Here is a 26,023-nt window from a genome sequence, read left to right as displayed (position 1 = left end):
GCGATTATTTCAGCACGTAAGAACGGAACGTTTCTCAAAGCCTTAACAGATAAAACACCTGAGCTTTTAGCGGAACTCCAGCCGGAGTTCAAAGGGGCTGTAAGAGCAGCCTTGAAGAAAAGTAAATCCAGACCATCAATAGGTGTGAAAATTGGCAGAGTAGCTAATTATGGCTCCTCTTCAAGCCCAATGGGGCAATTACAGAAATTGTTTAGTTAGAGAGAGATTTTAAGCTTTTAAAAGATACTAAAAACATAGTTCGAAGAGAAAAAATAAATAGTGTTTCAGATTTCTAGAATAAATTTCCGAGAATAACTTTACACATACACGTTTAAATTAAGTCTTGCTTTTCAGAATGACACTTGGTAAACTGAATGCAAGCAAAATTCCTTTAATTCTATCCCGTGAGGTAGAAAAGGATGGAAAAATTTCATAAAGCTGAAAAGCACAGGAGCAGTCTGCACACAGAAACTGATGTAAAGACGTGCATCCCGATGCCGCTTAGCATCCATCTTATCTAAAGGTCCTTTTGCGTAAAATAAAAGGGCATTTTTTTATGCCCAAAAACAGGAAAGAAGGATGATAAGATATGGCCATTCAACAACGACCGTTACTATTAGACGTGGAGGCAAAGCCGCCCTTGGTCAAAGGGATGTTCTTGAGTCTTCAGCACGTATTCGCAATGTTTGGGGCAACGATTCTCGTGCCCATCCTACTAAATATGCCCGTATCCGTCGCGCTTTTAGCCAGCGGAATGGGGACGCTCATTTATCAGATCGCCACGAAAGCAAAAGTGCCGGTGTATCTCGGTTCCTCATTTGCCTATATCGCAGCCATGCAGATAGCCATAGAACAAATGGGCGGGGACATCAGTGCCGCACAGACAGGGGTCGTCATGGTCGGCCTGTTATATATAATCATCGCGGGAATCGTCCGTGTCGTCGGAACGTCCTGGGTGGATAAGCTGCTTCCACCGATCGTTATCGGTCCGATGATCATGGTCATCGGTCTGGGACTGGCGGCCAATGCCGTTCAGAACGCGGGCTTTGTTGCTGACTCAGACTGGCGCGTCATCGTCGTATCCGTAACGACCTTCCTGATTGCGGCCTTCATTAACACGAAAGCAAAGGGTTTCCTGAAAATCATTCCATTCCTGGTTGCCATTGTCGGAGGCTACCTTTTAGCCACAGTGCTTGGGATCGTAGATTTCACCGCGGTAAGAGAAGCGAACTGGATCGCCCTTCCGGAACTGTACTTGCCTTTTGAAACGAACACTTTCCAGAGTTATGATTTCTACTTCGGTCCTGAAGCCCTGGCGCTGCTTCCTATTGTGCTTGTGACAGTGGCTGAACATATCGGGGACCACTCCGTACTAGGTAAGATCTGTGACCGTGAATTCCTGAAAGAACCGGGTCTGAACCGCACACTGATCGGTGACGGAGCAGCAACAGCTGTGTCAGCCTTCTTCGGCGGACCGGCCAATACCACTTACGGAGAAAATACCGGCGTGATCGGCATGACGCGGATCGCATCGGTCTCGGTCATCAGAAATGCAGCCTTCATCGCTGTCGCTCTGAGTTTTATGGGCAAATTCACGGCACTGATATCAACCATTCCGGCTGCGGTTCTAGGTGGCATGTCAATCCTCTTGTACGGCGTCATCGCAAGCAATGGGTTGAAAGTGATGATCGAAGACAAAGTGGACTTCAATCAGTCAAGAAACTTGATCATAGCCAGTTCCATGCTGGTGATCGGACTGGGCGGCGCAGTGTTCGACATCGCCGGACTTCTTACCCTGTCTGGAACTGCCCTTAGTGCCATTACGGGCATCCTTTTAAATCAGATCCTGCCGAAAGAAGAACCGGAGTATGAGCCGGCATATGAGAAAGAGTCTAAGACAAAGTCAAAGTATGATGCGGACTTTGAGCCAGCCAGCTAACGTGCATGTCTTCAAGTATCTAAGTGAGTGATTGAGATGCCGAGGTCTGCATAGTATGCTTTGGATCAGAGCTTGAGATGAAATGTCATGGGAAAGATAAGTGTGTTATAATTTCTGATGGGTATCAACCTAATAAAAAGATAAGTTAATGGATTCCAGTATAGTGCCTGTAAGGCGCTTCTGGAATCCATTTTAGATTGTCTGATCTAATGAAAACTATGAGCTGAAATGATGTATGTCTAAAACCTCAATAAAGTTAAATTAATGTGAATCATATTTTAGTGGAAATAATTACAGCTTTTAATTATTAAATTGGTTAGGTATAGTAAACATGTAGGGTATACATGAAAAATACAACTAAAGGGTGATTAATATAAAACTAACAGAAGTACTAAATAATCCATATATCAATAAAGGTACTGCTTTTACTGAACAAGAGAGGGAAGTTTTCTCGTTAGAAGGTCGGCTGCCTCCTGCGATTCAAACTATCGATGAACAGTCGGATAATTTTCTGAGAAAATTGAGCGGAATGGGTACTGATTATGATAAGCACCGATATTTAATGAATCTGTATGCAGACAACCGAACTCTGTTTTTCTATATTGTTGAAAATAATATAAAAAAACTTCTGCCGATCATTTACACACCAACTATAGCTGAGGCTGTTAAGCATTTTAGCAAAGACAATGATCAGGCTAGAGATGCAGTCTATATATCAACTGCAAAACCAGATAAAATTAAATCGGCGTTAGAAAATAGCACAAAAAATCTGTCTGTCATTAAGCTGATGGTTATTACAGATGGAGAAGGTGTACTAGGAATGGGAGACTGGGGAATAAACGGGGCAGCAATATCGATTGGGAAGTTAGCTGTATATACAGTCGCGGCTGGTCTGAATCCCCAGGAAGTGTTACCTGTAGTTATCGATGCTGGAACAAACAACGAAGAACTGCTCAATGACACATACTATTTGGGGAACCGTCAAAAACGAATAAGTGGGGAGCCTTACTTAAAATTTATCGATCAGTTTATTAGCATAGCTTCAGAGCTTTTTCCGAATGTTTTGTTTCATTGGGAAGATTTCGGAATTAGGCATGCACAGCTTATATTAGATAAATACAGAGACAAGTTGTGTACATTTAATGATGATATTCAAGGAACAGGTATTATGATGGTGTCTGCATTGAATTCAGTTGAAAAGATAACACAGAAAAAATTGACTGACCATACTATAATGATTTTCGGTGCCGGAACAGCAGGAATCGGTATTGCAGATTTAATTTTAGCTGAGTTGAAAGATAAAGGGATGCCTGAAGAAGAAGCTAAACAACGTATCTATTTATATGACAGACATGGGATCGTTCATTCCGAAATGAAGGGAGCAACTGCTGGACAGCAGAGGTATGCACAGGCTAAAGACAGGTTCGAACGACTTCCCGATACGCTTGAAGAGGCTGTTGAAGCGGTCAAGCCAACGATTCTGATAGGGAGTTCTGGGCAATCAGGAGCCTTTTCAAAAGATGTGGTTGAACATATGCATAAATACACGGAACGTCCTGCGATTTTTCCAATTTCGAACCCAGCCAGCCTGGCAGAAGCTAAAGCAGTCGATATTGTTAACTGGACTAAGGGTAAGGGATTAGTGGTGACCGGAAGTCCCTCTGAGCCTGTGGAATATGAGGGTGTGACATACGTTATCGGACAAGCCAATAATGCTCTACTTTATCCGGGACTAGGCCTCGGACTGGTCACTGCTCAAGCCAAGCGAGTAACAGACTCGGTTTTACTGTCAGCGGCTCATGCTGTAAACGATATACAGGATCTTTCAGAAGAAGGAACGGCACTGCTTCCAGATGTATCCCGTCTGAGAGAAGTTTCTGATCGAGTAGCAGAAGCAGTGATAAACAAAGTCATCGAAGAGAACCTCAACCAAGTGGATATAAGCGACTCTGCAGAAGCTGTCAGACAAAACAGTTGGGAAGCTGTCTATAGACCGCTTTAATAACCAAAACATCATAAAGCAATGAAAGAGCGACTGTCTTAGGATAGTCGCTCTTTCATTGCTTGTATAGGTCATTTTATGAACTGGTTTATTGCTAGAATATAACCTTGTATGTCCTTAAAAAGAATAATACTATAAATATAGATAAGAAAGCGTTTTATGGAATGGGGGTCAGTCTTATACTGTCACTCATTCAAAAATAATCTGGGAGGTGAAGGAGCAAGAACGCATAGTTTTTTTAGAGGTAACTTACGATTACTCGGATTGTAAAGATGGCTAAGTCTCTCGGGGATCGAAGTGCTGAAAAGACCAGTAAATAAATAGATAGCTTTTGTAGAAATAATTTTAATAGTGCTGGATCTTTATAGTATCAGAGGAACTGAGTGAGAAATGGACTGTTTGCACGCCATCAAAAAGTGGATCGTTCATTCGTTTTATAACAGCGGTTAAAAGTTACAGAAAGACGTATATCACTAGTAATACTAAGCTGGTTGAAATTTTGGTTAAAGAAGATAAAAACAAGGAGGAAAAAGTATGTTTAGTAGGTTTAAAGATCAAGTCCAAGTTTTTGGACGTTCACTCTTATTGCCAATCGGAATCATGGCGCCGGTTGGTATGCTTGTTGGGTTGATGGGTGCATTTACACAAAGCTATATGATCGAGCAGCTCCCATTTTTAGGAAATGAAACACTGCAGCTGATTTTCAGCAGTGTACAGAGCATTTCCAATGTCATATTTGGAAACATTCCAGTTCTGTTTGCGATGGGTGTTGCTTACGGGATGGCCAAAAATGAAAAAGGGATATCTGTTTTTGCGTCTATCATCAGTTATCTGACATTACTAATTACTATGAATGTGTATTTGAATGCAACAGGTACCTTAGCTTCTGAGGAAGTCATGAGCGAGGTTGGACAGGGTTTTGTCCTAGGAATCCAGACACTGCGTATCGATGCAGCAGGCGGTATTATTGCGGGGCTATTGGCTGCTAAATTGACAGACAAGTTCTATAGACAACAGCTGCCCCTAGCCTTCGCATTCTTCGCGGGGAAAAAGTTCGTTCTGATCCTGGCATTCTTGCTGACCATACCTATAGGACTTTTGGTCCCAGTCGTTTGGGGAGTATTTACAACGATCCTGGTATGGATCTCTCCTGTTATAATGAACCAGCCATGGGGGCCAGGGATTTATACGTTCTTAGATCGTGCATTGATCCCGCTTGGTCTTCACCATGTACTGAGTGCCGCTGTCCGGTTTACTGAAGTCGGCGGGACCTATGTTATTGATGGAGAAAGCTATATTGGAATCTTAAATGCAATGAATGAAATCTTGTTTGAGTTAGGACCAGATCATGAAGCATGGACGGATATCCTGCCTACGATCAGTCCTTATTTAGCTCCTTGGCAAATGGTTAGAAACTTATTCCGAGTTCCAGCTATCGGGTTGGCCATGTATCATACGGCGTATGGGAAAAATAAAAAAGTCGCCGGGGGTATTATTTTAACAGTCGTACTGACAGCTGTATTAGGTAACGTCACAGAACCAATTGAATTCTCCTTTATGTTCATTTCACCGATTTTATATGGAGTATATATCGTTTTAAGTGGTTTAGGAACCGTCTTGCTGACAGTGTTCCCGGTTGCGATGGGGTATATCCGAGGAACCATATTTGACTTTGTCATTTTTGGGCTGCTATATGAGAATACAAACTGGTATAACATTTTGATTGTCGGTGTCCTGAACTTCGTCGTCTTCTACTTTGCCTTCCGTTACCTCATTATTAAATTCAATATTAAAACACCCGGTCGTGAAGAGCAGGTACAGGATGCTACACTCTTGAACGATAAGCGCTATGACCGCATAGCAGAGCTTGTCGTCGAAGGCCTTGGAGGAAGAGAGAACATCACGAATGTCGATAATTGTGTATCACGTCTGCGTATTGACTTAAAAGATAATAAAGTAGTCAATAAAGAGAAACTGCAAGAATCGGGTGCAGCAGGAATCTTCTTCCCTAAAAAGAATCATATTCACGTCGTCTATGGCCCGCACGTTGAGTTTGTACGAAATGAAGTTGATGATTATATTGTTGGGAAAAACAGAGGATAGCATAAAAGAAGGAGAGAGAGCATGAGAGCTTTTTATGATTCAAAAAGCAAAACTATTGACGACAGAGGAATTAAGGATTTATTTACTGACCAGACAAAATACAAAGCATGGCTGGAAATTGAAAAAGCTTTAGCAAAGGCTCAAGCAGAACATGGATTTATACCTGAAGAAGCAGCACTTAAAATAAAAAATGCAGCTAAAGTAGAAAATATTGATTTTGAAGAGATGGATCGCATATACAGAGAAATTGGGCACGGCTTTGTACCGTTCTTGAAAGTTCTGGTACAGGCTTGTCCAGATGACAGCGGGAAGTATATCCACTACGGTATAACGACGCAGAATGTTCAGCAGAGTGGCCAGCTTTATGTAATGAAGCAAGTGCATGATAAGTTTCTTTCGCTGAGCAAAGATATTCTTAATAATCTGGCAAAATTGGCTGAAGATAATGCGGACACTGTTATGCCGGGGAGAACGCATGGCCGTCATGCCACCCCTATCACCTACGGCTATAAAGTATCCGCTTGGATAAGTGAATTATTGGATGCGGTTGAACGGATTCAAGAATCTGAAAAACGCGTCTTCCGTATTATGATGGGTGGAGCGGTAGGAACGTTCAGTACAATGCCTGAGATCGGGCCTGGTGTTCAGAGTCGTGTTGCAGAACTGCTGGGTATGTATGAGATGGATGTCCCATCCAGAAATATAAATACACACAAGCTGGAGTACATGATGAACCTTTCGTTATTAGCAAGTGTCTGTCACAAGATGGCAGAAGAGGTCTACCAGACAAGTTTGGAAGAGATCGCAGAAGTTGCTGAAGGGTTCAAAGAGGGGACTGTGGGGAGCAGTACAATGCCGCATAAAATCAATCCTAAACTGGCAAAAGGTATCATTGCAAATTCTCAGAAACTTTACTCATTGCCTGGGGTGGGATCTTACAGTTCAGTACGTCCTTATGAAGGAGACAGCAGTCAGTATATGCTGTTTGACGGGTTGATGGAAGAGTCACTGCAGCTAATGACAGAGATTTTACTGAGAAGCGAGGAATTGACGCGTACATTAACTATTAGAAAAGAACGCATGCTGGAGAATGCTTTGAGAAATAAAGGGTTGGATAATAGTGAATACTTAATGATGAAAATGGCTGAGAAATTAGGTAAAGACAAAGCTCATTCATTGATATATGATATTGCTATCAAAACAGCTGCCCACGGTGAAGATTTCCTGACAAACTTAAAAGAAAATCCTGCGATTGCTGAAAAATATACTGAGGATGAATTAAAAGAACTCATTGATCCTAGAAGTTATATCGGTCTAGCTCCGCAGATAGCAGATAAAATGGCTAATAAAGCGAAAGAGAAAGCCGAAAAATTATAGTGTGCTAATGAGAATAAAGCTATAAACCGTCCGCGTGGCGGTTTTTGCTTTATAATTGATAAAAGGTGGAAATTTAGAACAGTGAATATGAATGAGTAGAAAAAAAGCTAGCTATCAGTAATAGACTGTATTTGGTAATGATTATGAATTTGGTTAACAACTACAAGGTAATATATAATAATGTGGGATACTAAGATGTGGGGAGATAACAGTGGTCGTTACAGAATTTGATTTGAGACTGGCAAATTATGTTCAAGAAAAAGGAAGGGTTGATTTTGCTTCATGCGAACAGCTTTTCAACAAAAGCGAATCGACGTTAAAGCGAAGTCTCTACAATTTAAACGAATATTTGCCCGAGACCAAACGTTTTAATATTAGTCATCATTCAATGCAGACGGATATGACATATGCTGATTATTCCAGTCTTTGTTCGAGTCTATCAATTGATGATTATTCGCCGACGATAGAAGAAAGAATTGCACTGATATTGACTCTAAGTTATTTAAAAAACATTTTAAACATGACACAGCTTTACCAAAAGTTGAATTTCAGTTTATCAACAAAAAAGAAAGATAGACTAAAAATGGATCAGTTTTTAGAAGGTACTGGGGTTAGAGCAGTCAATCGTCACCGTAAAGGGATATCTTTTGAAGGTAACGAAAAATATATTAGGATGTACGTCGCTCGGGAACTTATGTCGATTATTGAGTTAGATAAAAATGACTGCTATATTCCAAGAAAAGCCAATACGCCTGTGCAGACGCTGCTCTATGATGAATTCGTAAAACATTTAGAACTGTATCATGAAAAGGCAGTCAATAGGTTGAAACTCTTCTTCGGTGAAGATGCTGTACCAATGGATTATCCTTCAAAAAAATTCATCTATATTCATACGATCATCAGTCTTTCGAGGATAGAAAAAGGGCATCCGATCAATAAGCCCCCAAAAGAAATGCCGCCGGTGAAACATTATGATCTCCTAGCTAACGCTATTGAAAGTCGATATTTAGATTATCTGATTGCATCATTGAACTTTAAAGAACCTCTGGAATTTCCACAGGACGAAGGTTTAGAAAGTGTAGTTCATGAGCTTCTTCGTACTGTTCAAGAAAAGATGCACATCCATTTTCATACGTATCGTGACGTGGTGAATGAATGCTATGCCTATATCTATAAATGTCGGATAAAAAATAAGTTAGATTACTTTTTTTATGATGATAAGTTGGATAACACAAAACAAATGTTTCCTGATTTGTTTGAAATTATTGAAAATGAAACGCTAAAACATTCTAGCTTGGTATTTTCACTAACAGAACATCAGTTATCTGTTTTATGTTTGATCATCAGCAGGTTTATGATCAAAAACAGATCGATCACAAAAGATAAGCAAAAAGTTTTGATCATCACTAATTCCTCAGTTGAGAAAGTTCTCTTTTTTCTTGAAACGTTGCAGGAACACGTGAGCCTTGAGATGGTTTCTTATTTAACAATCAACGAACTGTATCGTCTGAACAGTCTGGAATTTGATTCGATCATTACGTTTTCCAATAGGATCACTGGATTGCTGAATGAACTAGGATGGGAAAGTTTAAAACTCAACTTCTATTTGAATTCTGACGATATTAAAGTACTTTTAGATAATGGATTCAAGAGTAACCGAAGCAGGAAAATAGTGGCCAGTAATTTGGTTAAAGAACTAAGTGATCTTGGTTCTGAGAGAGAGAAAGTCAAATACTTAAAAAAATACTACGGTGAAATAATGATTTAAAATATAGGAGGGTTAGTGTTGAAATCTAGAGAAGTAACAGATGGATTTGGACGTATGAAGATCCCTGAAGATCATTTGTGGGGAGCACAGACTCAAAGGAGTTTAGAGAATTTCTCAATTGGTAATGAACGAATACCGATGGAATTAATCAGAGCATACGCATTAATAAAGAGAATGGCTGCTGCAGCAAATCAAGGATTAGGTCTTCTAGACGACGAAAAATATCTTGGTATAAAGCTAGCGTGTATGGAAATTTACAGTGGTCGCTGGAATGATGAATTTCCCCTGGCTGTATGGCAGACTGGAAGCGGGACGCACACAAATATGAACATGAATGAAGTTATCGCTAACTTAGTCAACCAGAAGAAGCCAGGACTGCTTCATCCTAATGATGATGTCAATATGGGACAAAGCACAAATGATACATTTCCTACAGCAATGCAAGTAGCAAGTGTGCTCAAAATCAATACAGTGCTGATTCCGACTTTGGACCATACTATAGAAACGCTTCAAGATTTAGAGTTTAAATATAAGGATATCATTAAGGTTGGGCGCACACATCTACAGGATGCGACACCGGTCACCTTCGGACAGGAAATCAGTGGATGGAGAGAAATGATCAGCCAGAGTAAAGCTATGATCCAAAAAAGTGTTGAGCAGCTAATTTATCTGCCTATCGGTGGAACTGCTGTAGGCACTGGCTTAAATTCTTCAGAAGAGTTTTCAGGGAAAGTGATAGCTAAACTGAATAGTTTTACGGGTGTTGAGTTTAAAGAAAGTCCAAACAAGTTTTACGGATTGTCGAGTAAAGATAGTTTCGTTTTTGCACATGGCGCACTTAAAGCATTGGCTGCGAACTTATTGAAATTAGCAAATGATGTAAGGTGGTTAGCAAGTGGCCCGCGTGCGGGTTTAGGGGAAATAAATATACCGGCAAATGAGCCGGGCAGTTCAATTATGCCGGGCAAAGTTAATCCGACTCAGGCAGAAGCATTAGCGATGGTGTGCACGCAAGTGATGGGAAATGACACAACGATCGGCATAGCCGCCTCACAGGGCAACTTTGAACTGAATGTGTACATGCCGGTTATAATATATAATTTCATGCAAAGTGTGAATCTGCTTAATGACAGCTTGGCTTTATTTACAGATAAATGTTTGGCTGGGATTACTGTTAATGAGGTTAAAATGGAAGAGAACGTAGAGAACTCTTTGATGCTAGTTACAGCCCTATCTCCTCATATAGGTTACGACAAAGCTAGTCGATTGGCAAAAGTAGCATTTGAAGAAGAAATCAGTTTAAAAGAGGCTGCTATAAAGACTGGATGCCTGACAGAAGAAGAATTTGATAAGCTTATCAGTCCTGAGGATATGATATAATCTAGTAAGACTTAGAAATACGAATACAAGGAGAGTCTTATGGCAGATCATTATTTCACATCTAATCCAAATGCTAAACATAACGAACAAAACTTTGAGATGACTTTAAAAGGCAATACACTAAAATTCATTACTGATTCAGGCGTCTTTTCCAAAGACCGCGTGGATTATGGCTCGCAGGTCATGATTGAAGCCGTCGATCCGTCAGTGTTTCCGAATGAGAAAGTGCTGGATATGGGCTGCGGCTACGGACCGGTCGGTTTGTCTTTGGCAAAGGCCTATCCCAAACTGACGATAGACATGGTTGATGTCAACGAACGTGCTTTGAATCTGGCCCGCAGGAATGCTGAAGAAAATGAAATCAAGAACGTGGATATCTATCTTTCTTCCATATATGAAAACGTTGAGGGAAAAAGGTTCGGTGCCGTGCTTTCCAATCCGCCGATAAGGGCAGGGAAGAAAGTCGTGCATCAGATCATTTCAGAAGCCTATGATCATCTGGCTGAGGGCGGGGTGCTCGTTATCGTTATTCAGAAGAAACAGGGCGCGCCGAGTGCTAAGCAGAAAATGACCGATGTTTTCGGTAATGTGGAACGTATCGCCCTGGATAAAGGGTACTGGGTTTTGCAGTCAAAAAAATAAATTGTTCTGATGGGACAACAAGTAAGGAAGACCTGCGGCTATAGAGTCGCAGGTCTTTTCTTATAAAAGGCAGTGAGGGGAAAGCGGAAGGACTGCCGAGCCTGCTAGTAGATTTGTTTAGCGTTTACGTGCCCTTCGCGCGAGAAAGTGGAGGCTGAAGGTCACGGAAATGCCCAGCGCGTGCCCTTCGTGTGAGAAAACAGGGGCTGGAGGTCACGGAAATGCCCAGCGCGTGCCTTTCGTGTGAGAAAACAGGGGCTGAAGGTCACGGAAATGCCCAGCGCGTGCCTTTCGCGCGAGAAAGCAGAGGCTGAAGGTCACGCAAATGATCGGCGAGTGCCCTTCGCCTGAGAAAGTAGAGGATGAAGGTCACGCAAATGATCGGCGCGTGCCCTTCGCGTGAGAAAGTGGAGGCTGAAGGTCACGCAAACAGTCGGCGCGTGCCCTTCGCGCGAGAAAGCAGAGGCTGAAGGTCACGGAAATGCCCAGCGCGTGAACTTCGTGCGAGAAAACAGGGCTGGAGGTCAAGGAAATGCCCAGCGCGTGCCCTTCGCGCGGGAAAACAGTGGATGACGGTCACGCAAACCTTCGTCAGCATAAAAAGAATCAAAAAGGGACCACCAAAGCTCCTTCATAATGTAAGCAATCGCCGGGCGATTGCTATCCGCTCTGATGACCGAAAAACATTGGATCGTCCCTTGACAATTCAGTCGATTTACTATAAACTTAATAGACGCTAAACAAAGTATGAAAATGAAATCCGTGCGAAATATTGTCCGGACGCGATTTCTGAAGCTAAACAAAAGAATGTGTGATGAATACGACTGTATCTTTCACTAATCTTTTGTATTTTTTTTGGTCTAAAATAGGGTAAAACTCTACTTCTTAATCGGATGTTAACATTTGTTACACGATTGTAACAAAGTCGCGTAAACGACTGTCTGACTGGACCAAGAGCTTTTGAGTATGACGACTAGTGATTAATAATGAGGGGTGAAGAGGTTGGCAGGCCAAAATGTGAAATACGGCAAGCACCGTACACGTAGAAGTTATTCACGCATCAGTGAAGTATTAGAACTTCCAAACTTAATTGAAATTCAGACGAATTCATATGACTGGTTCCTGGAAGAAGGACTCAAGGATATGTTTAAAGATATCTCTCCTGTTGAGGACTTTTCTGGAAATCTGGCGCTGGAGTTTACCGACTATCAGTTTCAGGAACCTAAATACACTGTAGATGAAGCAAGACAGCATGACGCAAACTATTCAGCACCATTATATGTAAAGCTGCGTCTGATCGTTAAAGATACAGGCGAAGTGAAAGAGCAGGAAGTGTTCTTTGGAGACTTCCCATTAATGACCGAACAGGGGACCTTTATCATCAACGGTTCTGAACGTGTCATCGTTTCCCAGCTCGTCCGTTCACCGGGTGTGTATTTCAGCCCGAAAGTTGAAAAGAACGGCATGGAAGGATTCGGAGCGACCGTCATTCCTAACCGCGGCGCATGGCTGGAATATGAAACAGACTCTAAAGGCCTTTCTAACGTACGTATCGACCGCACGCGTAAGATTCCTTTAAGTGTCCTGGTTCGTGCCTTAGGATTCGGTTCTGACGATGAGATCCTGGATATCTTCGGACAGAACGAAAGCTTGATGGCTACGCTTGAAAAAGACGTGCACAAAAACATTTCTGATTCTCGTGTAGAAGAAGCGCTGAAAGATGTCTATGAACGTCTGCGTCCGGGAGAGCCTAAAACGGCTGATTCTTCCCGCAGCTTACTGACGACACGCTTCTTTGATCCTAAACGTTATGACCTCGCTCGCGTCGGTCGTTATAAAATGAATAAAAAACTTGACCTGAAAAACCGTCTGATGGGACTTACATTGGCTGAATCCCTTGTTGATGGTGAAACAGGCGAACTGCTTGCCAAAGAAGGCACGCTCATTACCCGTGAAGTGATGGACGAATTAGGCCCACATCTGGATAACGGACTGAACGGCATCACACTTCAGCCTTCAGATGACGGTGTCGTCCCTGAACCGATCGATCTGCAGATCGTCAAAGTGTACTCTCCGGCGGACAATGACCGCATCGTACACGTGATCGGTAACGGACACCCTGACAGAGAAGTCAAGTACATCATCCCTGCGGATATGATCGCATCGATGAGTTACTTCTTCAACCTTCAGGAAGGTATCGGCGAAACAGACGATATCGACCACTTGGGTAACCGTCGTATCCGTTCTGTCGGCGAACTTCTTCAGAATCAGTTCCGTATCGGCTTGTCTCGTATGGAACGTGTCGTACGTGAGCGTATGTCCATTCAGGACACTTCAACCACGACACCGCAGCAGCTGGTCAATATTCGTCCGGTCGTGGCGTCGATCAAAGAATTCTTCGGTTCTTCTCAATTGTCACAGTTCATGGATCAGACCAATCCGCTTGGCGAGCTGACGCACAAACGTCGTCTGTCTGCCTTGGGACCCGGTGGACTGACTCGTGACCGTGCCGGTTATGAAGTAAGGGACGTTCACTATTCCCACTACGGCCGTATGTGTCCGATCGAAACACCTGAGGGACCCAACATCGGGTTGATCAACAGCTTGTCAACGTATGCGAAAATCAACGAATTCGGCTTTATCGAAACACCTTACCGTAAAGTAGACAAGAAAACGGGCCGTGTCACAGATAAAATCGATTACCTGACTGCTGATGAAGAAGACCTTTATGTTGTGGCTCAGGCCAATGCGCCGCTGAACGGAGACGGAACATTCAAAAATGACTTGGTACTGGCTAGAACGAAAAACAATAATGAAGAGCTTGAAGTATCCAAAGTGGATTACATGGACGTATCGCCGAAACAGGTCGTTTCTGTGGCTACGGCAAGTATCCCGTTCTTAGAGAACGATGACTCCAACCGTGCCTTGATGGGAGCGAACATGCAGCGTCAGGCGGTTCCGCTGATCCAGCCGGAAGCACCGCTTGTCGGAACAGGGATCGAGCATACGGCTGCCCGTGACTCCGGAGCTGCAGTTATTGCCAAACACCCGGGTACTGTCGAGTACGTGGATGCGAAAGAGATTCGCGTCAGACGTGAAGACGGCGCACTGGATAAATACCATGTTGCTAAATTCAAACGTTCAAATGCCGGGACCTCTTACAACCAGCGTTCACTTGTCCGTCATGGTGAAGTGGTTGAAAAAGGAGATATCCTTGCAGACGGCCCATCCATGGAAAACGGCGAAATGGCCATCGGGAAAAATCCGCTGATCGCCTTCACGACATTTGACGGCTATAACTTTGAAGATGCCATCATCATGAGTGAGCGTTTAGTTAAAGACGACGTTTACACATCTATCCATATCGAAGAATACGAATCAGAAGCCAGAGACACTAAACTGGGACCTGAAGAAATCACGCGTGAACTGCCGAACGTCGGTGACGATGCACTTAAGAACTTAGACGACCGCGGGATCATCCGCATCGGGGCTGAAGTTCACGACGGTGACATCCTTGTTGGTAAAGTCACGCCAAAAGGTGTATCTGAACTGTCTGCAGAAGAAAAACTGCTGCACGCCATCTTTGGTGAGAAAGCACGTGAAGTCAGAGATACGTCACTCCGTGTACCGCACGGCGGCGGCGGTATCGTTCATGATGTGAAGATTTTTACCCGCGAATCCGGAGATGAACTGTCTCCAGGCGTCAACTATCTTGTCCGTGTCTTTATCGTTCAGAAACGTAAGATCAATGTTGGTGACAAGCTGGCCGGACGTCACGGTAACAAAGGTGTTGTCTCACTGATCCTGCCGGAAGAAGATATGCCATTCATGCCGGATGGCACACCGGTCGATATCATGCTGAATCCTTTAGGGGTACCGTCACGTATGAATATCGGACAGGTCATCGAGCTCCACATGGGGATGGCTGCACGTCAGCTGGGTATCCACATCGCCACACCTGTATTTGACGGGGCTTCAGACGATGATGTCTGGGAAACGATCAAAGAAGCAGGCATGGACGACGATGCCAAGACGGTTCTTTACGACGGCCGTACAGGTGAACAGTTCGACAACAAAGTATCCGTTGGTGTCATGTACTATATCAAATTAGCCCACATGGTTGATGATAAACTGCATGCACGTTCTACTGGACCTTACTCACTCGTCACGCAGCAGCCGCTTGGTGGTAAAGCGCAATTCGGTGGACAGCGTTTCGGTGAGATGGAAGTATGGGCACTCGAAGCTTACGGTGCCGCATATACCTTACAGGAAATCCTGACCTATAAATCAGATGACGTCGTGGGCCGTGTGAAAACATACGAAGCCATCGTCAAAGGGGAAACCATTCCTAAACCGGGCGTACCGGAATCCTTCCGTGTTCTTGTCAAAGAACTTCAATCATTAGGATTGGATCTGAAAGTTCTGGATATTGATAAAAAAGCCATCGATCTTCAGGATACAGATGAAGATGATGACTTTGGAAACATCGACTCTTTAGAGAAAATGAAAAAAGAGCAGGACGAAAAACGTGCAGAAGAAGCGCGCAAGAAAGCTGAAGAAGAAGAGGCACGTGAAGAACAGGCAGAAAAAGCAGAACAAGAACAGGAACAAGAATAAAGTGAAGTAGATCGGCGGGAGTGCGGTGACGAAACCGCCTCTCAGTCAACTACGTAAAAAAGAGTAATAGAAACGTGAAGCAATAGGGCAGCTTCATAATCTACAAAAGGGAGGTAGCCCCTTTGATCGATGTAAATAAATTTGAAAGTATTCAGATCGGATTGGCTTCACCTGATAAGATCCGCAGCTGGTCTTACGGAGAAGTTAAAAAACCGGAAACAATCAATTATCGAACACTGAAACCAGAAAAAGACGGCTTATTCTGCGAAAGAATATTCGGGCCATCTAAAGACTATGAATGTGCGTGCGGCAAGTACAAACGTGTCCATTATAAGGGCATCGTCTGTGACCGCTGTGGCGTTGAAGTGACCAAGTCTAAAGTACGTCGCGAACGTATGGGACACTTGGAACTGGCAGCACCTGTCACACACATTTGGTATTTCAAAGGAATCCCAAGTCGAATGGGTCTAATCCTTGACATGTCACCACGTGCACTGGAAGAAATCATTTACTTTGCTTCCTACGTGGTCATAGATCCAGGTGACACACCATTAGAGAAGAAACAACTGATGACAGAACGAGAATACCGCGAGCGCCGTCTGCAGTATGGAAACAAATTCCAGGCAGATATCGGAGCAGAAGCCATCAAATCACTGTTGAACAATGTTGACCTTGCTGAAGAAGTCAAAGAACTGAAAGAACTGCTTCAGACAGCAACAGGTCAGAAACGTACACGTGCGATCCGTCGTCTGGATATTCTGGAAGCATTCAGAAACTCAGGAAACGATCCGTCTTGGATGGTCATGGACGTTGTGCCGATCATCCCGCCGGAGCTGCGGCCAATGGTTCAGCTTGAAGGTGGCCGTTTCGCGACAAGTGACTTGAATGACTTGTACCGTCGTGTGATCAACCGTAACAACCGTCTGAAACGTTTACTGGACTTGAATGCACCGCATATCATCGTTCAGAATGAAAAACGCATGCTGCAGGAAGCTGTCGATGCATTAGTCGACAACGGCCGTCGTGGACGTGCAGTGACCGGACCGGGTAACCGTCCGCTGAAATCACTGTCGCACATGCTTAAAGGTAAACAGGGACGTTTCCGTCAGAACTTGCTGGGTAAACGTGTCGACTATTCAGGTCGTTCCGTTATCGTTGTTGGTCCGACTCTTAAAATGTATCAGTGTGGTCTGCCGAAAGAAATGGCGATCGAACTGTTCAAACCGTTCGTCATGCGCGAACTTGTGGCAAGAGAAATTGCCAATAATATTAAAAATGCCAAACGTAAAGTAGAACGTATGGATGAAGAAGTCTGGGCTGTCCTGCAGGATGTCATCCGCGAACACCCGGTCCTTCTCAACCGAGCTCCTACGTTACACAGACTGGGGATTCAGGCCTTTGAACCGATCCTGGTCGAAGGTAAAGCCATCCGTCTTCACCCGTTAGTGTGTGAAGCGTACAATGCCGACTTCGATGGTGACCAGATGGCTGTTCACGTTCCGTTAAGTGATGAAGCGCAGGCAGAAGCACGTATCCTGATGCTCGGTGCTCAGAACATCTTGAATCCTAAAGACGGTAAACCCGTTGTAACCCCTTCTCAGGACATGGTTTTAGGAAACTATTACCTGACAATGGAAGTGGAGGACAAAATCGGAGAAGGTATGATCTTCTCAAGCAATGCAGAAGCAGTGCAGGCCTATCAGACTGGCTATGTCCACCTGCATTCTCGCATAGCTGTTCATGCGTCATCATTGCCGAATAAACCATTTACCGATGCGCAGAAAGAACAGTTTTTGGTGACGACTGTCGGAAAACTGATTTTCAATGAGATCATGCCTGAAGAGTTCCCTTATCTGAATGAACCGACTCAGGAAAATCTTGAGAAACAGACACCGGACAAATACTTTGTTCCTTATGGCACAGACATCAGAAAGCACATCAGTGAAATGCCGCTTGTTGAACCGTTCAAGAAGAAAAACTTGAGTAATATCATTGCTGAAGTCTTCAAACGATTCCAGGTAACGGAAACATCGAAAATGCTGGATAAGATGAAAAACCTGGGGTACAAACATTCGACAAAATCCGGTATCACTGTTGGTATTGCCGACATTTCCGATCTTAAAGAAAAAGAGGAGATCCTGGAACAGGCTCACAAACAAGTGGACCGTATCAATGCATCGCACCGTCGCGGTCTGATCACAGAAGAAGAACGCTATACCGCTGTTATCGAAGTCTGGACGAAAACGAAAGACACGATTCAGGATCACCTGATGACCTCTCTGGACAATCACAACAACATCTTCATGATGAGTGATTCCGGAGCCCGTGGTAACATCTCTAACTTCACCCAGCTGGCTGGTATGCGTGGCTTGATGGCGGCGCCGAGTGGACGAATCATGGAACTGCCGATCACATCGAACTTCCGTGAAGGTCTGTCGGTTCTGGAAATGTTTATCTCCACTCACGGAGCGCGTAAAGGGATGACCGATACGGCGCTTAAAACAGCTGACTCAGGGTATCTTACCCGTCGTCTGGTCGATGTGGCACAAGATGTCATCATCCGTAACGAGGACTGTGGCACGAAACGCGGTTTACTCGTTCAAGCCATTCAGGACGGTAACGAAATCATCGAGCCTTTAGATGAGCGTATTATCGGAAGGTATGCACGTAAGACAGTGAAGCATCCGGAAACTGGCAAAGTCATGGTTTCTGAGAACGAGCTGATCACTGAAGACCTGGCTAAAGAAATCGTGGATTCCGGCATTGAGCAAGTCACGATCCGTTCAGCCTTTACATGTAATGCTAAACATGGTGTATGTAAGAAATGTTATGGCCGTAACCTGGCGACCGGACGTGAAGTCGAAGTTGGAGAAGCAGTTGGAACGATCGCTGCCCAATCTATCGGTGAACCGGGTACTCAGCTGACCATGCGTACCTTCCATACAGGGGGAGTTGCCGGAGACGACATCACTCAGGGTCTTCCGCGTGTTCAGGAAATTTTCGAAGCCAGACATCCGAAAGGACAAGCTGTCATTACTGAAGTAACCGGTGAAATCATCGCCATCGATGAAAAGCCAGGGGAACGAATCAAGGAAGTCACTGTTAAAGGTGCCACAGATACACGTACCTATACTCTTCCTATCAATGCACGTATGCGTGTGAAAGAAGGAAGTTTCATCGAACGTGGAGATGCCTTTAATGAAGGGTCTATCGATCCGAAACAGCTGCTTGCAGTCAGTGATGTCATCAAACTTCAAAACTATCTGCTTAAAGAAGTCCAATACGCCTACCGCTCTCAAGGGGTAGAAATCGGCGATAAGCATATCGAAGTTATGGTTCGTCAAATGCTTCAGAAAGTGCGCGTTCTTGATCCGGGCGATACCAGCATCCTGCCGGGCAGCCTGATCGATATAGATGACTTTAAGCAAGCAAACAAAGAAACGCTGCTGACAGGTGGACTTCCTGCTACAGCACGTCCAGTGCTCTTGGGTATCACTAAAGCGTCACTCGAAACAAACAGCTTCTTGTCTGCCGCATCGTTCCAGGAAACAACACGTGTCTTGACAGATGCCGCGATCAGAGGGAAAAACGATCCGCTGGTCGGATTGAAAGAAAATGTTATTATCGGAAAATCTATTCCAGCCGGAACAGGTATGAAAGTCTATAATGACATGGACCCCAAAAAAGTAGGCGTCGTCAGTGAAAATGTGTATAGTATCAATGACGAAAAAAAGCAGACAGAAAATACTGAACAGTAATTAAATGACAGGAATGGAAATCAGAGCAGTAGCTGCTGCTCTGAACTTCCATTTATTTTTGAAAAAAATCTGGTAATCTATTGACTATAAAAGTTACACGTGGTACTATGCTATAGGTGCTTTTGTGTACAGATTCCTGTTCTAGATTCATCTAGCAAGTAAGATCCAACAGTCGTTCTGACTGGCGCACAATAGCCAAAAAACAGCCATATGTTCGGGTTTTATTAAAGCTTGAGACTTCGCATCACTCATGCGATTATTCTTTTTTGCTTTTCAATGAACCACCTGGATGTGTGGGTCTAGAAACGCACTAGTAATTTAGTTTAAATGAAGGGAGGACACATGAAATGCCTACAATGAATCAATTGATCCGTAAACCTCGTAAATCAAAAGTAAGTAAATCTGAATCACCAGCTTTGAATAAAGGTTACAACACTCAAAAACGTAAACAGACAACGGTATATTCTCCACAAAAACGTGGTGTATGTACACGTGTTGGGACAATGACTCCTAAAAAACCTAACTCAGCGTTACGTAAATACGCTCGTGTTCGTTTATCTAACATGATCGAAGTCACTGCGTACATTCCGGGTGAAGGACATAACTTACAAGAACACAGCGTGGTACTTATCCGTGGAGGTCGAGTTAAAGACTTACCGGGTGTACGTTACCATATCGTTCGTGGTGCTCTTGATACTGCTGGAGTATCTGACCGTAAGCAAAGCCGTTCTAAATACGGAACAAAACGCCCAAAATAATATAAAAAGTGAAGTGAGGCGTTTAATTCAACCCGACATTATCGCTTTAAAGCGAGGTCGATGAAATAAATCGACATAACTTATCTGTAATCAGCTGAAGCTGAAACAGCTAAGTCAAATGAGCAGGCTGCAAGCCGCGCAATGGCTTTAAAAGTTAATGGAGCGGTGAATTGCCGAACGAAACTGGATTAAAAAAGTGAAGTGAGGCGTTTAGTCGCCTGATGAAACTGAACTGAAAAATAAAATCTATGAAACTAATATCTCTCGGAAGGAGGAATTTGAATGCCTCGTAAAGGTCCTGTTGCAAAACGTGATGTCTTGCCAGATCCAATGTACAATAGTAAATTGGTTTCCCGTTTGATCAACCGCTTGATGGTTGACGGTAAACGTGGGAAAGCATCTTCGATTTTGTATGATGCATTTGATCAAATTAAAGAACAGACTGGTAATGATCCAATCGAAGTGTTTGAACAAGCACTTAAGAACATCATGCCTGTATTAGAAGTTAAAGCTCGTCGTGTCGGAGGTTCTAACTACCAAGTACCTGTAGAAGTACGTCCTGACCGTCGTACGACTCTAGCACTGCGCTGGTTAGTCAACTATGCCCGTCTTCGTGGTGAAAACACCATGGTCGACCGTTTAGCTAAAGAAATCATGGACGCAGCCAACAACACTGGTGCTGCTGTTCGTAAACGTGAAGAAGTCCACCGTATGGCTGAAGCAAACAAAGCGTTTGCTCACTACCGCTGGTAAGATGATCACTTCTGACTTTCTATCTGATAGGGAGTCAGACAATGATCGTCATTTTGATGTATTATCCGTCTTCATCATCAGGATGAAGTGAATTTATTTAAGAGAGGTGTAATGATTAGTGGCCAAGAGAAAATTTCCTCTAAGACAGACACGTAATATCGGAATCATGGCGCACATCGATGCTGGTAAAACAACAACGACTGAGCGTATCCTTTATTACACTGGCCGAATCCACAAAATTGGTGAAACTCACGAAGGTGCGTCACAAATGGACTGGATGGAGCAAGAACAAGAACGTGGAATCACCATCACGTCAGCTGCGACAACAGCTCAGTGGAATGGCAACCGCGTTAACATCATCGATACACCTGGACACGTAGACTTCACCGTTGAAGTTGAACGTTCACTCCGTGTATTAGATGGTGCCGTTGCTGTACTGGACGCACAGTCTGGTGTAGAACCGCAAACTGAAACAGTATGGCGTCAGGCAACAACTTACGGCGTACCCCGTATTGTTTTTGTAAACAAAATGGATAAAATCGGTGCTGACTTCCTGCATTCAAATGCAACGCTGCATGACCGTCTGCAAGCCAATGCACATCCGATTCAATTGCCTATCGGCGCTGAAGATGACTTCAAAGGAATCATCGACTTAGTAGAAATGAAAGCTTTCATGTACGGAAACGACTTGGGAACTGAAATCAACGAAGTTGAAATCCCGGAAGACTATAAAGAGCTTGCTGATGAATGGCACACAAAACTAGTTGAAGCTGTTGCTGAAATGGACGAAGAGCTCATGATGCAATATCTTGAAGGCGAAGAACTTTCAGTACAACAATTGAAAGACGGAATCCGTAAAGCGACATTGAGTGTAGAATTCTACCCAGTGCTTGTTGGGTCAGCTTTCAAAAACAAAGGTGTTCAATTACTTCTTGACGCTGTTGTTGACTACCTGCCTTCACCACTAGACGTTCGTGCGATCGTTGGTCACGAACAAAGAAACCCTGAAGCTGAAGTTAAAGTCGAAGCCGGCGATGATCAACCATTTGCTGCTTTAGCCTTTAAAGTTATGACTGACCCTTATGTTGGTCGTCTGACATTCTTCCGTGTGTACTCAGGTACATTGGAATCAGGTTCTTATATCCTTAACGCAACAAAAGACTCCCGTGAACGTGTCGGACGTATCCTGCAAATGCACGCGAACTCTCGTCAAGAGATCCCGGAAGTATTCTCTGGTGATATCGCTGCAGCTGTTGGTTTGAAAGATACATCAACAGGGGACACTTTGTGTGATCTGGACCATCCAGTGATCTTAGAATCAATGGAATTCCCTGAACCGGTTATCCAAGTTGCTATCGAACCTAAATCTAAAGCTGACCAGGATAAAATGGGTCTGGCTCTCCAGAAGCTTGCTGAAGAAGATCCAACGTTCCGTGCTGAAACAGACCACGAAACAGGAGAAGTCATCATCGCAGGTATGGGTGAACTGCACTTGGACATCATCGTTGACCGCTTGAAGCGTGAATTCAAGGTTGAAGCTAACGTGGGTGCCCCACAAGTTTCTTACCGTGAAACATTCACGAAGCAAGTCGAGTCTGAAGGTAAGTTCGTTCGTCAGTCCGGTGGTAAAGGTCAATACGGTCACGTATGGATCGAATTCACACCGAACGAAGAAGGAGCAGGCTTTGAATTCGAAGATGCTATCGTTGGTGGTGTTGTTCCACGTGAATACATCCCTGCAGTTAAAGCTGGTTTGGAAGCGTCACTTGACAATGGTGTCTTAGCGGGCTATCCATTAGTTGACGTGAAAGCTAAACTTTATGACGGATCTTACCACGATGTCGACTCAAATGAGACGGCGTTTAAAGTGGCTGCGTCACTGGCACTTAAAAATGCTGCTAAAAAAGCCGGTGCTGTTATCCTTGAACCTCTAATGGCTGTAGAAATCACAGTTCCAGAAGACTACATGGGTGATATCATGGGCCACATCTCAGCTCGTCGCGGTAACATCGAAGGTTCTACTCAACGTGGTAACACAACGATCGTTAAAGGATTCATTCCTTTATCAGAAATGTTCGGTTACGCAACAGCATTACGTTCTGCCACTCAAGGTCGCGGAACATTCACGATGCAGTTCGACCACTATGAGCAAGTGCCTAAGAGCATTGCTGAAGAAATCATCAAGAAAAATGGTGGAGAAGCTTAATTCAGGTTTAGTCCTGAAAGCCGCACTCATACAGAAGGGTTTAACTGGCGGTTTTGTCTGAGTGTGCCTCTGCTATATATATTGATTTTATACTTGTCTATCGGTATAATGAATGAGTGAAAATAGGAATAGAAAAATCTCTTTCTATTTTAAAAAAATTAGAACAAAACCCTAAGGAGGAAATGTTTAAAATGGCTAAACAAAAATTTGACCGTTCAAAACAACACATGAACATTGGTACCATCGGACACGTTGACCATGGTAAAACTACTTTAACAGCTGCTATCACTACTGTATTATCTAAAAAAGGTTATGCAGAAGCAACAGCATACGACAAAATCGACGGAGCTGCAGAAGAAAAAGAACGTGGAATCACGATCTCAACTTCTCACGTAGAGTACGAAACAGATACGCGTCACTACGCACACGTTGACTGCCCAGGTCACGCGGACTACGTTAAAAACATGATCACTGGTGCTGCACAAATGGACGGAGCTATCTTGGTAGTTTCTGCTGCTGACGGCCCAATGCCACAAACACGTGAGCACATCCTGTTATCTCGTCAGGTTGGCGTACCTTACATCGTTGTTTTCTTAAACAAAGTTGATATGGTCGACGACGAAGAGTTACTAGAATTAGTTGAAATGGAAGTTCGTGACTTATTGTCAGAATACGACTTCCCAGGCGACGACATTCCTGTAGTTGCTGGTTCTGCGCTTAAAGCTCTTGAAGGCGACGAAGAATACGAAAACAAAATTCTTGAGTTAATGGAAGAAGTAGACAACTACATTCCTGCTCCAGAACGTGACGCTGACAGACCATTCATGATGCCAGTTGAGGACGTATTCTCAATCACTGGCCGTGGTACAGTTGCAACAGGTCGTGTAGAATCCGGACAAGTTTCTGTCGGTGACGAAGTTGAAGTTGTCGGTATCAAAGATACTGCTAAAACAACTGTTACTGGTGTAGAAATGTTCCGTAAACTGTTAGACTACGCTGAAGCTGGAGACAACATCGGTGCATTATTACGTGGTATGTCACGTGACGATGTTGAACGTGGACAAGTATTAGCTAAACCAGGTTCTATCACACCGCATACAAAATTCAACGCTGAAGTTTATGTTCTTTCTAAAGAAGAGGGCGGACGTCACACTCCATTCTTCTCAAACTATCGTCCACAATTCTTTTTCCGTACAACTGACGTAACTGGTGTTATCGAGTTACCAGAAGGTACAGAAATGGTTATGCCTGGCGACAACACAGAAATGACAGTTTCACTGATCGCTCCTATCGCTGTTGAAGACGGTACTAAGTTCACTATCCGTGAAGGCGGACGTACTGTTGGCGCTGGAGTTGTAACAAACATCATCGAATAATTTCGATCCTGTTTAAGCAATTTAAGCTGAAAGAGCCTGGAAGTTTTCTTCCGGGCTCTTTTTTTACATAAAAAGTGCTTTATTTGGGAGGTCTGTCATTTTGAGTTTTTTCTTATCACAGGCATAATAGTAGTAGAGTATAGTCTTGAAAGAATGTCGATTTATCTGAATATATCTGGAGGGGCATTATGAGAAAGCATGCAGGTGTCAGTTTAGTGATTCTGGCTGGTATATTATGGGGGATCAGCGGTGGACTCGCTGATATTTTAATGACTAGAGGCTGGAGCCCGGTCACGGTCTCTTTTTACAGAGGTGCTGTTGGCTGGTTTTGCTTTGTTATCTGGTTTTTATTTAGGTTTAAGAAGAATATCACTTCTTCTGTAACATTTTATCTATGGTCATTGCTGGCGGGTATTGGTGTGGCCGGTAATTTCTCATTATATTTTGTCAGTATCCAGCACGCAAGTGTACCGGTTGCCGCGACGCTGATGTATACAGCACCCGTATTCGTCCTGACAACCTCGATCATACTGAAGATCGAACGGTCACGCTGGTATAAGTGGGCGGGGATTGCTGTGGTTCTGTTAGGCATCGTATTACTTACTGGGGCTTATGATCTGGAGTCGATCTCGATGAGTCTTGTCGGGACATCCGCCGGGCTAGGCGCGGGGCTTTCTTATGCGCTGTTTATATTCGGATTTAAAAAAGCATCCTCAATCGGTAAGCGTCCGGCTGTTCTGACGTCTGCTTTTCTTACGTTCTCTCTGATTCTCTTTCTATTCATGGATAGAGGAGAAGCGTTCAGTGTTTTGTCATCCAGTGACTTTGGCTGGTTCCTGCTGCTTGGGATCATTGGCGCGGGGCTTTCTTTTACTGTCTATGTGATTGGTCTTCAAAAGACAGCTCCGACGACTGCCTCGATGGTGGCCATGGTCGAACCCGTGACCGCTTCGTTATTTGGCGTCCTGTTTCTGAATAATGCACTCACTATGATTCAAGTGACTGGGATGGCACTTATACTGGTCACCATCACCTTACTCAGTGCAAAGAAATCCAGGGAATGAAGTGCAAAGGGATCAGTCTCAGAAGTCTGCTGAGTTCGCATTAAAGTCAGGGGCTGTTTTATGGAAAGATTTTAAAAGGAAACATACTTTTCTTAGTATGTTTCCTTTTAAAATCTTATGCTAGAAATAGACTGATGATCGACTGCATCGTATTGCAACCACTTCCTGGAGAATTGTTGTCTGAACTGGTCACTAAACAGATATTGGAGCTACTTCCTGAAGTTTGCAGGAGAAGAGCGCGATCATTTTGTTCCACATTCATTCTTTAACGCAGTCAGCT

General features: G+C 43.7%; 15 protein-coding genes. All 15 read left to right on the top strand.

Going from position 1 to position 26,023, the window contains the following annotated elements:
* On the top strand, positions 1-219 hold a 219-nt coding region (locus BM049_RS11790; RefSeq protein WP_091528703.1), incomplete at its 5' end, for a hypothetical protein.
* Positions 220-589: 370 nt separating this feature from the next.
* Positions 590-1,939, top strand: a complete 1,350-nt coding sequence (locus tag BM049_RS03640; protein WP_091528701.1) for a uracil-xanthine permease family protein — start codon at positions 590-592, stop codon at positions 1,937-1,939.
* A gap of 364 nt (positions 1,940-2,303) precedes the next feature.
* Positions 2,304-3,941 (top strand): NAD-dependent malic enzyme, encoded by a 1,638-nt coding sequence (locus tag BM049_RS03635; protein ID WP_091528700.1) that lies wholly within the window; start codon positions 2,304-2,306, stop codon positions 3,939-3,941.
* Positions 3,942-4,475: 534 nt separating this feature from the next.
* On the top strand, positions 4,476-6,044 hold the full coding sequence (locus tag BM049_RS03630) for a PTS transporter subunit EIIC (RefSeq protein ID WP_091528698.1): 1,569 nt from the start codon (positions 4,476-4,478) through the stop codon (positions 6,042-6,044).
* Between the two features lie 21 nt (positions 6,045-6,065).
* On the top strand, positions 6,066-7,421 hold the full coding sequence (locus BM049_RS03625; RefSeq protein ID WP_091528697.1) for a class-II fumarase/aspartase family protein: 1,356 nt from the start codon (positions 6,066-6,068) through the stop codon (positions 7,419-7,421).
* A gap of 211 nt (positions 7,422-7,632) precedes the next feature.
* Complete coding sequence (locus BM049_RS03620; RefSeq protein ID WP_091528695.1) at positions 7,633-9,189, top strand: BglG family transcription antiterminator; 1,557 nt, start codon at positions 7,633-7,635, stop codon at positions 9,187-9,189.
* A gap of 18 nt (positions 9,190-9,207) precedes the next feature.
* The gene (gene fumC, locus BM049_RS03615) at positions 9,208-10,569 is read left to right on the top strand and encodes a class II fumarate hydratase (protein ID WP_218147195.1); all 1,362 of its coding nucleotides are present in this window, start codon (positions 9,208-9,210) and stop codon (positions 10,567-10,569) included.
* 39 nt (positions 10,570-10,608) lie between these two features.
* The gene (locus BM049_RS03610) at positions 10,609-11,211 is read left to right on the top strand and encodes a class I SAM-dependent methyltransferase (protein WP_091528694.1); all 603 of its coding nucleotides are present in this window, start codon (positions 10,609-10,611) and stop codon (positions 11,209-11,211) included.
* Between the two features lie 993 nt (positions 11,212-12,204).
* Entirely contained in the window at positions 12,205-15,828 is a 3,624-nt protein-coding gene (rpoB, locus tag BM049_RS03605) for a DNA-directed RNA polymerase subunit beta (protein ID WP_091528692.1), read from the top strand.
* A gap of 122 nt (positions 15,829-15,950) precedes the next feature.
* Entirely contained in the window at positions 15,951-19,586 is a 3,636-nt protein-coding gene (rpoC, locus tag BM049_RS03600; protein ID WP_091528690.1) for a DNA-directed RNA polymerase subunit beta', read from the top strand.
* Between the two features lie 347 nt (positions 19,587-19,933).
* A complete protein-coding gene (gene rpsL, locus BM049_RS03595; protein WP_091528689.1) occupies positions 19,934-20,344 on the top strand; it encodes a 30S ribosomal protein S12 in 411 nt (136 codons plus the stop codon).
* Between the two features lie 282 nt (positions 20,345-20,626).
* Positions 20,627-21,097 (top strand): 30S ribosomal protein S7, encoded by a 471-nt coding sequence (rpsG, locus tag BM049_RS03590; protein WP_091528687.1) that lies wholly within the window; start codon positions 20,627-20,629, stop codon positions 21,095-21,097.
* Between the two features lie 118 nt (positions 21,098-21,215).
* Entirely contained in the window at positions 21,216-23,303 is a 2,088-nt protein-coding gene (gene fusA, locus BM049_RS03585; protein ID WP_091528685.1) for an elongation factor G, read from the top strand.
* A gap of 191 nt (positions 23,304-23,494) precedes the next feature.
* Positions 23,495-24,679, top strand: coding sequence for an elongation factor Tu (gene tuf / locus BM049_RS03580; RefSeq protein ID WP_091528684.1), 1,185 nt, complete (start codon positions 23,495-23,497; stop codon positions 24,677-24,679).
* Between the two features lie 188 nt (positions 24,680-24,867).
* Positions 24,868-25,743, top strand: coding sequence for a DMT family transporter (locus BM049_RS03575; protein WP_091528682.1), 876 nt, complete (start codon positions 24,868-24,870; stop codon positions 25,741-25,743).
* The last annotated feature ends 280 nt before the right edge of the window (positions 25,744-26,023 follow it).

The sequence above is a fragment of the Alkalibacterium subtropicum genome (assembly GCF_900112455.1).
Taxonomy (GTDB): domain Bacteria; phylum Bacillota; class Bacilli; order Lactobacillales; family Carnobacteriaceae_A; genus Alkalibacterium; species Alkalibacterium subtropicum.
This window is presented reverse-complemented; position numbering and strand designations above follow the sequence as displayed.

Coding starts and splice junctions, on each gene's coding strand:
- BM049_RS03640 (WP_091528701.1), top strand. CDS start 590: ATGGCCATTCAACAACGACCGTTACTATTAGACGTGGAGGCAAAGCCG.
- BM049_RS03630 (WP_091528698.1), top strand. CDS start 4,476: ATGTTTAGTAGGTTTAAAGATCAAGTCCAAGTTTTTGGACGTTCACTC.
- BM049_RS03625 (WP_091528697.1), top strand. CDS start 6,066: ATGAGAGCTTTTTATGATTCAAAAAGCAAAACTATTGACGACAGAGGA.
- BM049_RS03610 (WP_091528694.1), top strand. CDS start 10,609: ATGGCAGATCATTATTTCACATCTAATCCAAATGCTAAACATAACGAA.
- rpsL (WP_091528689.1), top strand. CDS start 19,934: ATGCCTACAATGAATCAATTGATCCGTAAACCTCGTAAATCAAAAGTA.
- rpsG (WP_091528687.1), top strand. CDS start 20,627: ATGCCTCGTAAAGGTCCTGTTGCAAAACGTGATGTCTTGCCAGATCCA.
- tuf (WP_091528684.1), top strand. CDS start 23,495: ATGGCTAAACAAAAATTTGACCGTTCAAAACAACACATGAACATTGGT.
- BM049_RS03575 (WP_091528682.1), top strand. CDS start 24,868: ATGAGAAAGCATGCAGGTGTCAGTTTAGTGATTCTGGCTGGTATATTA.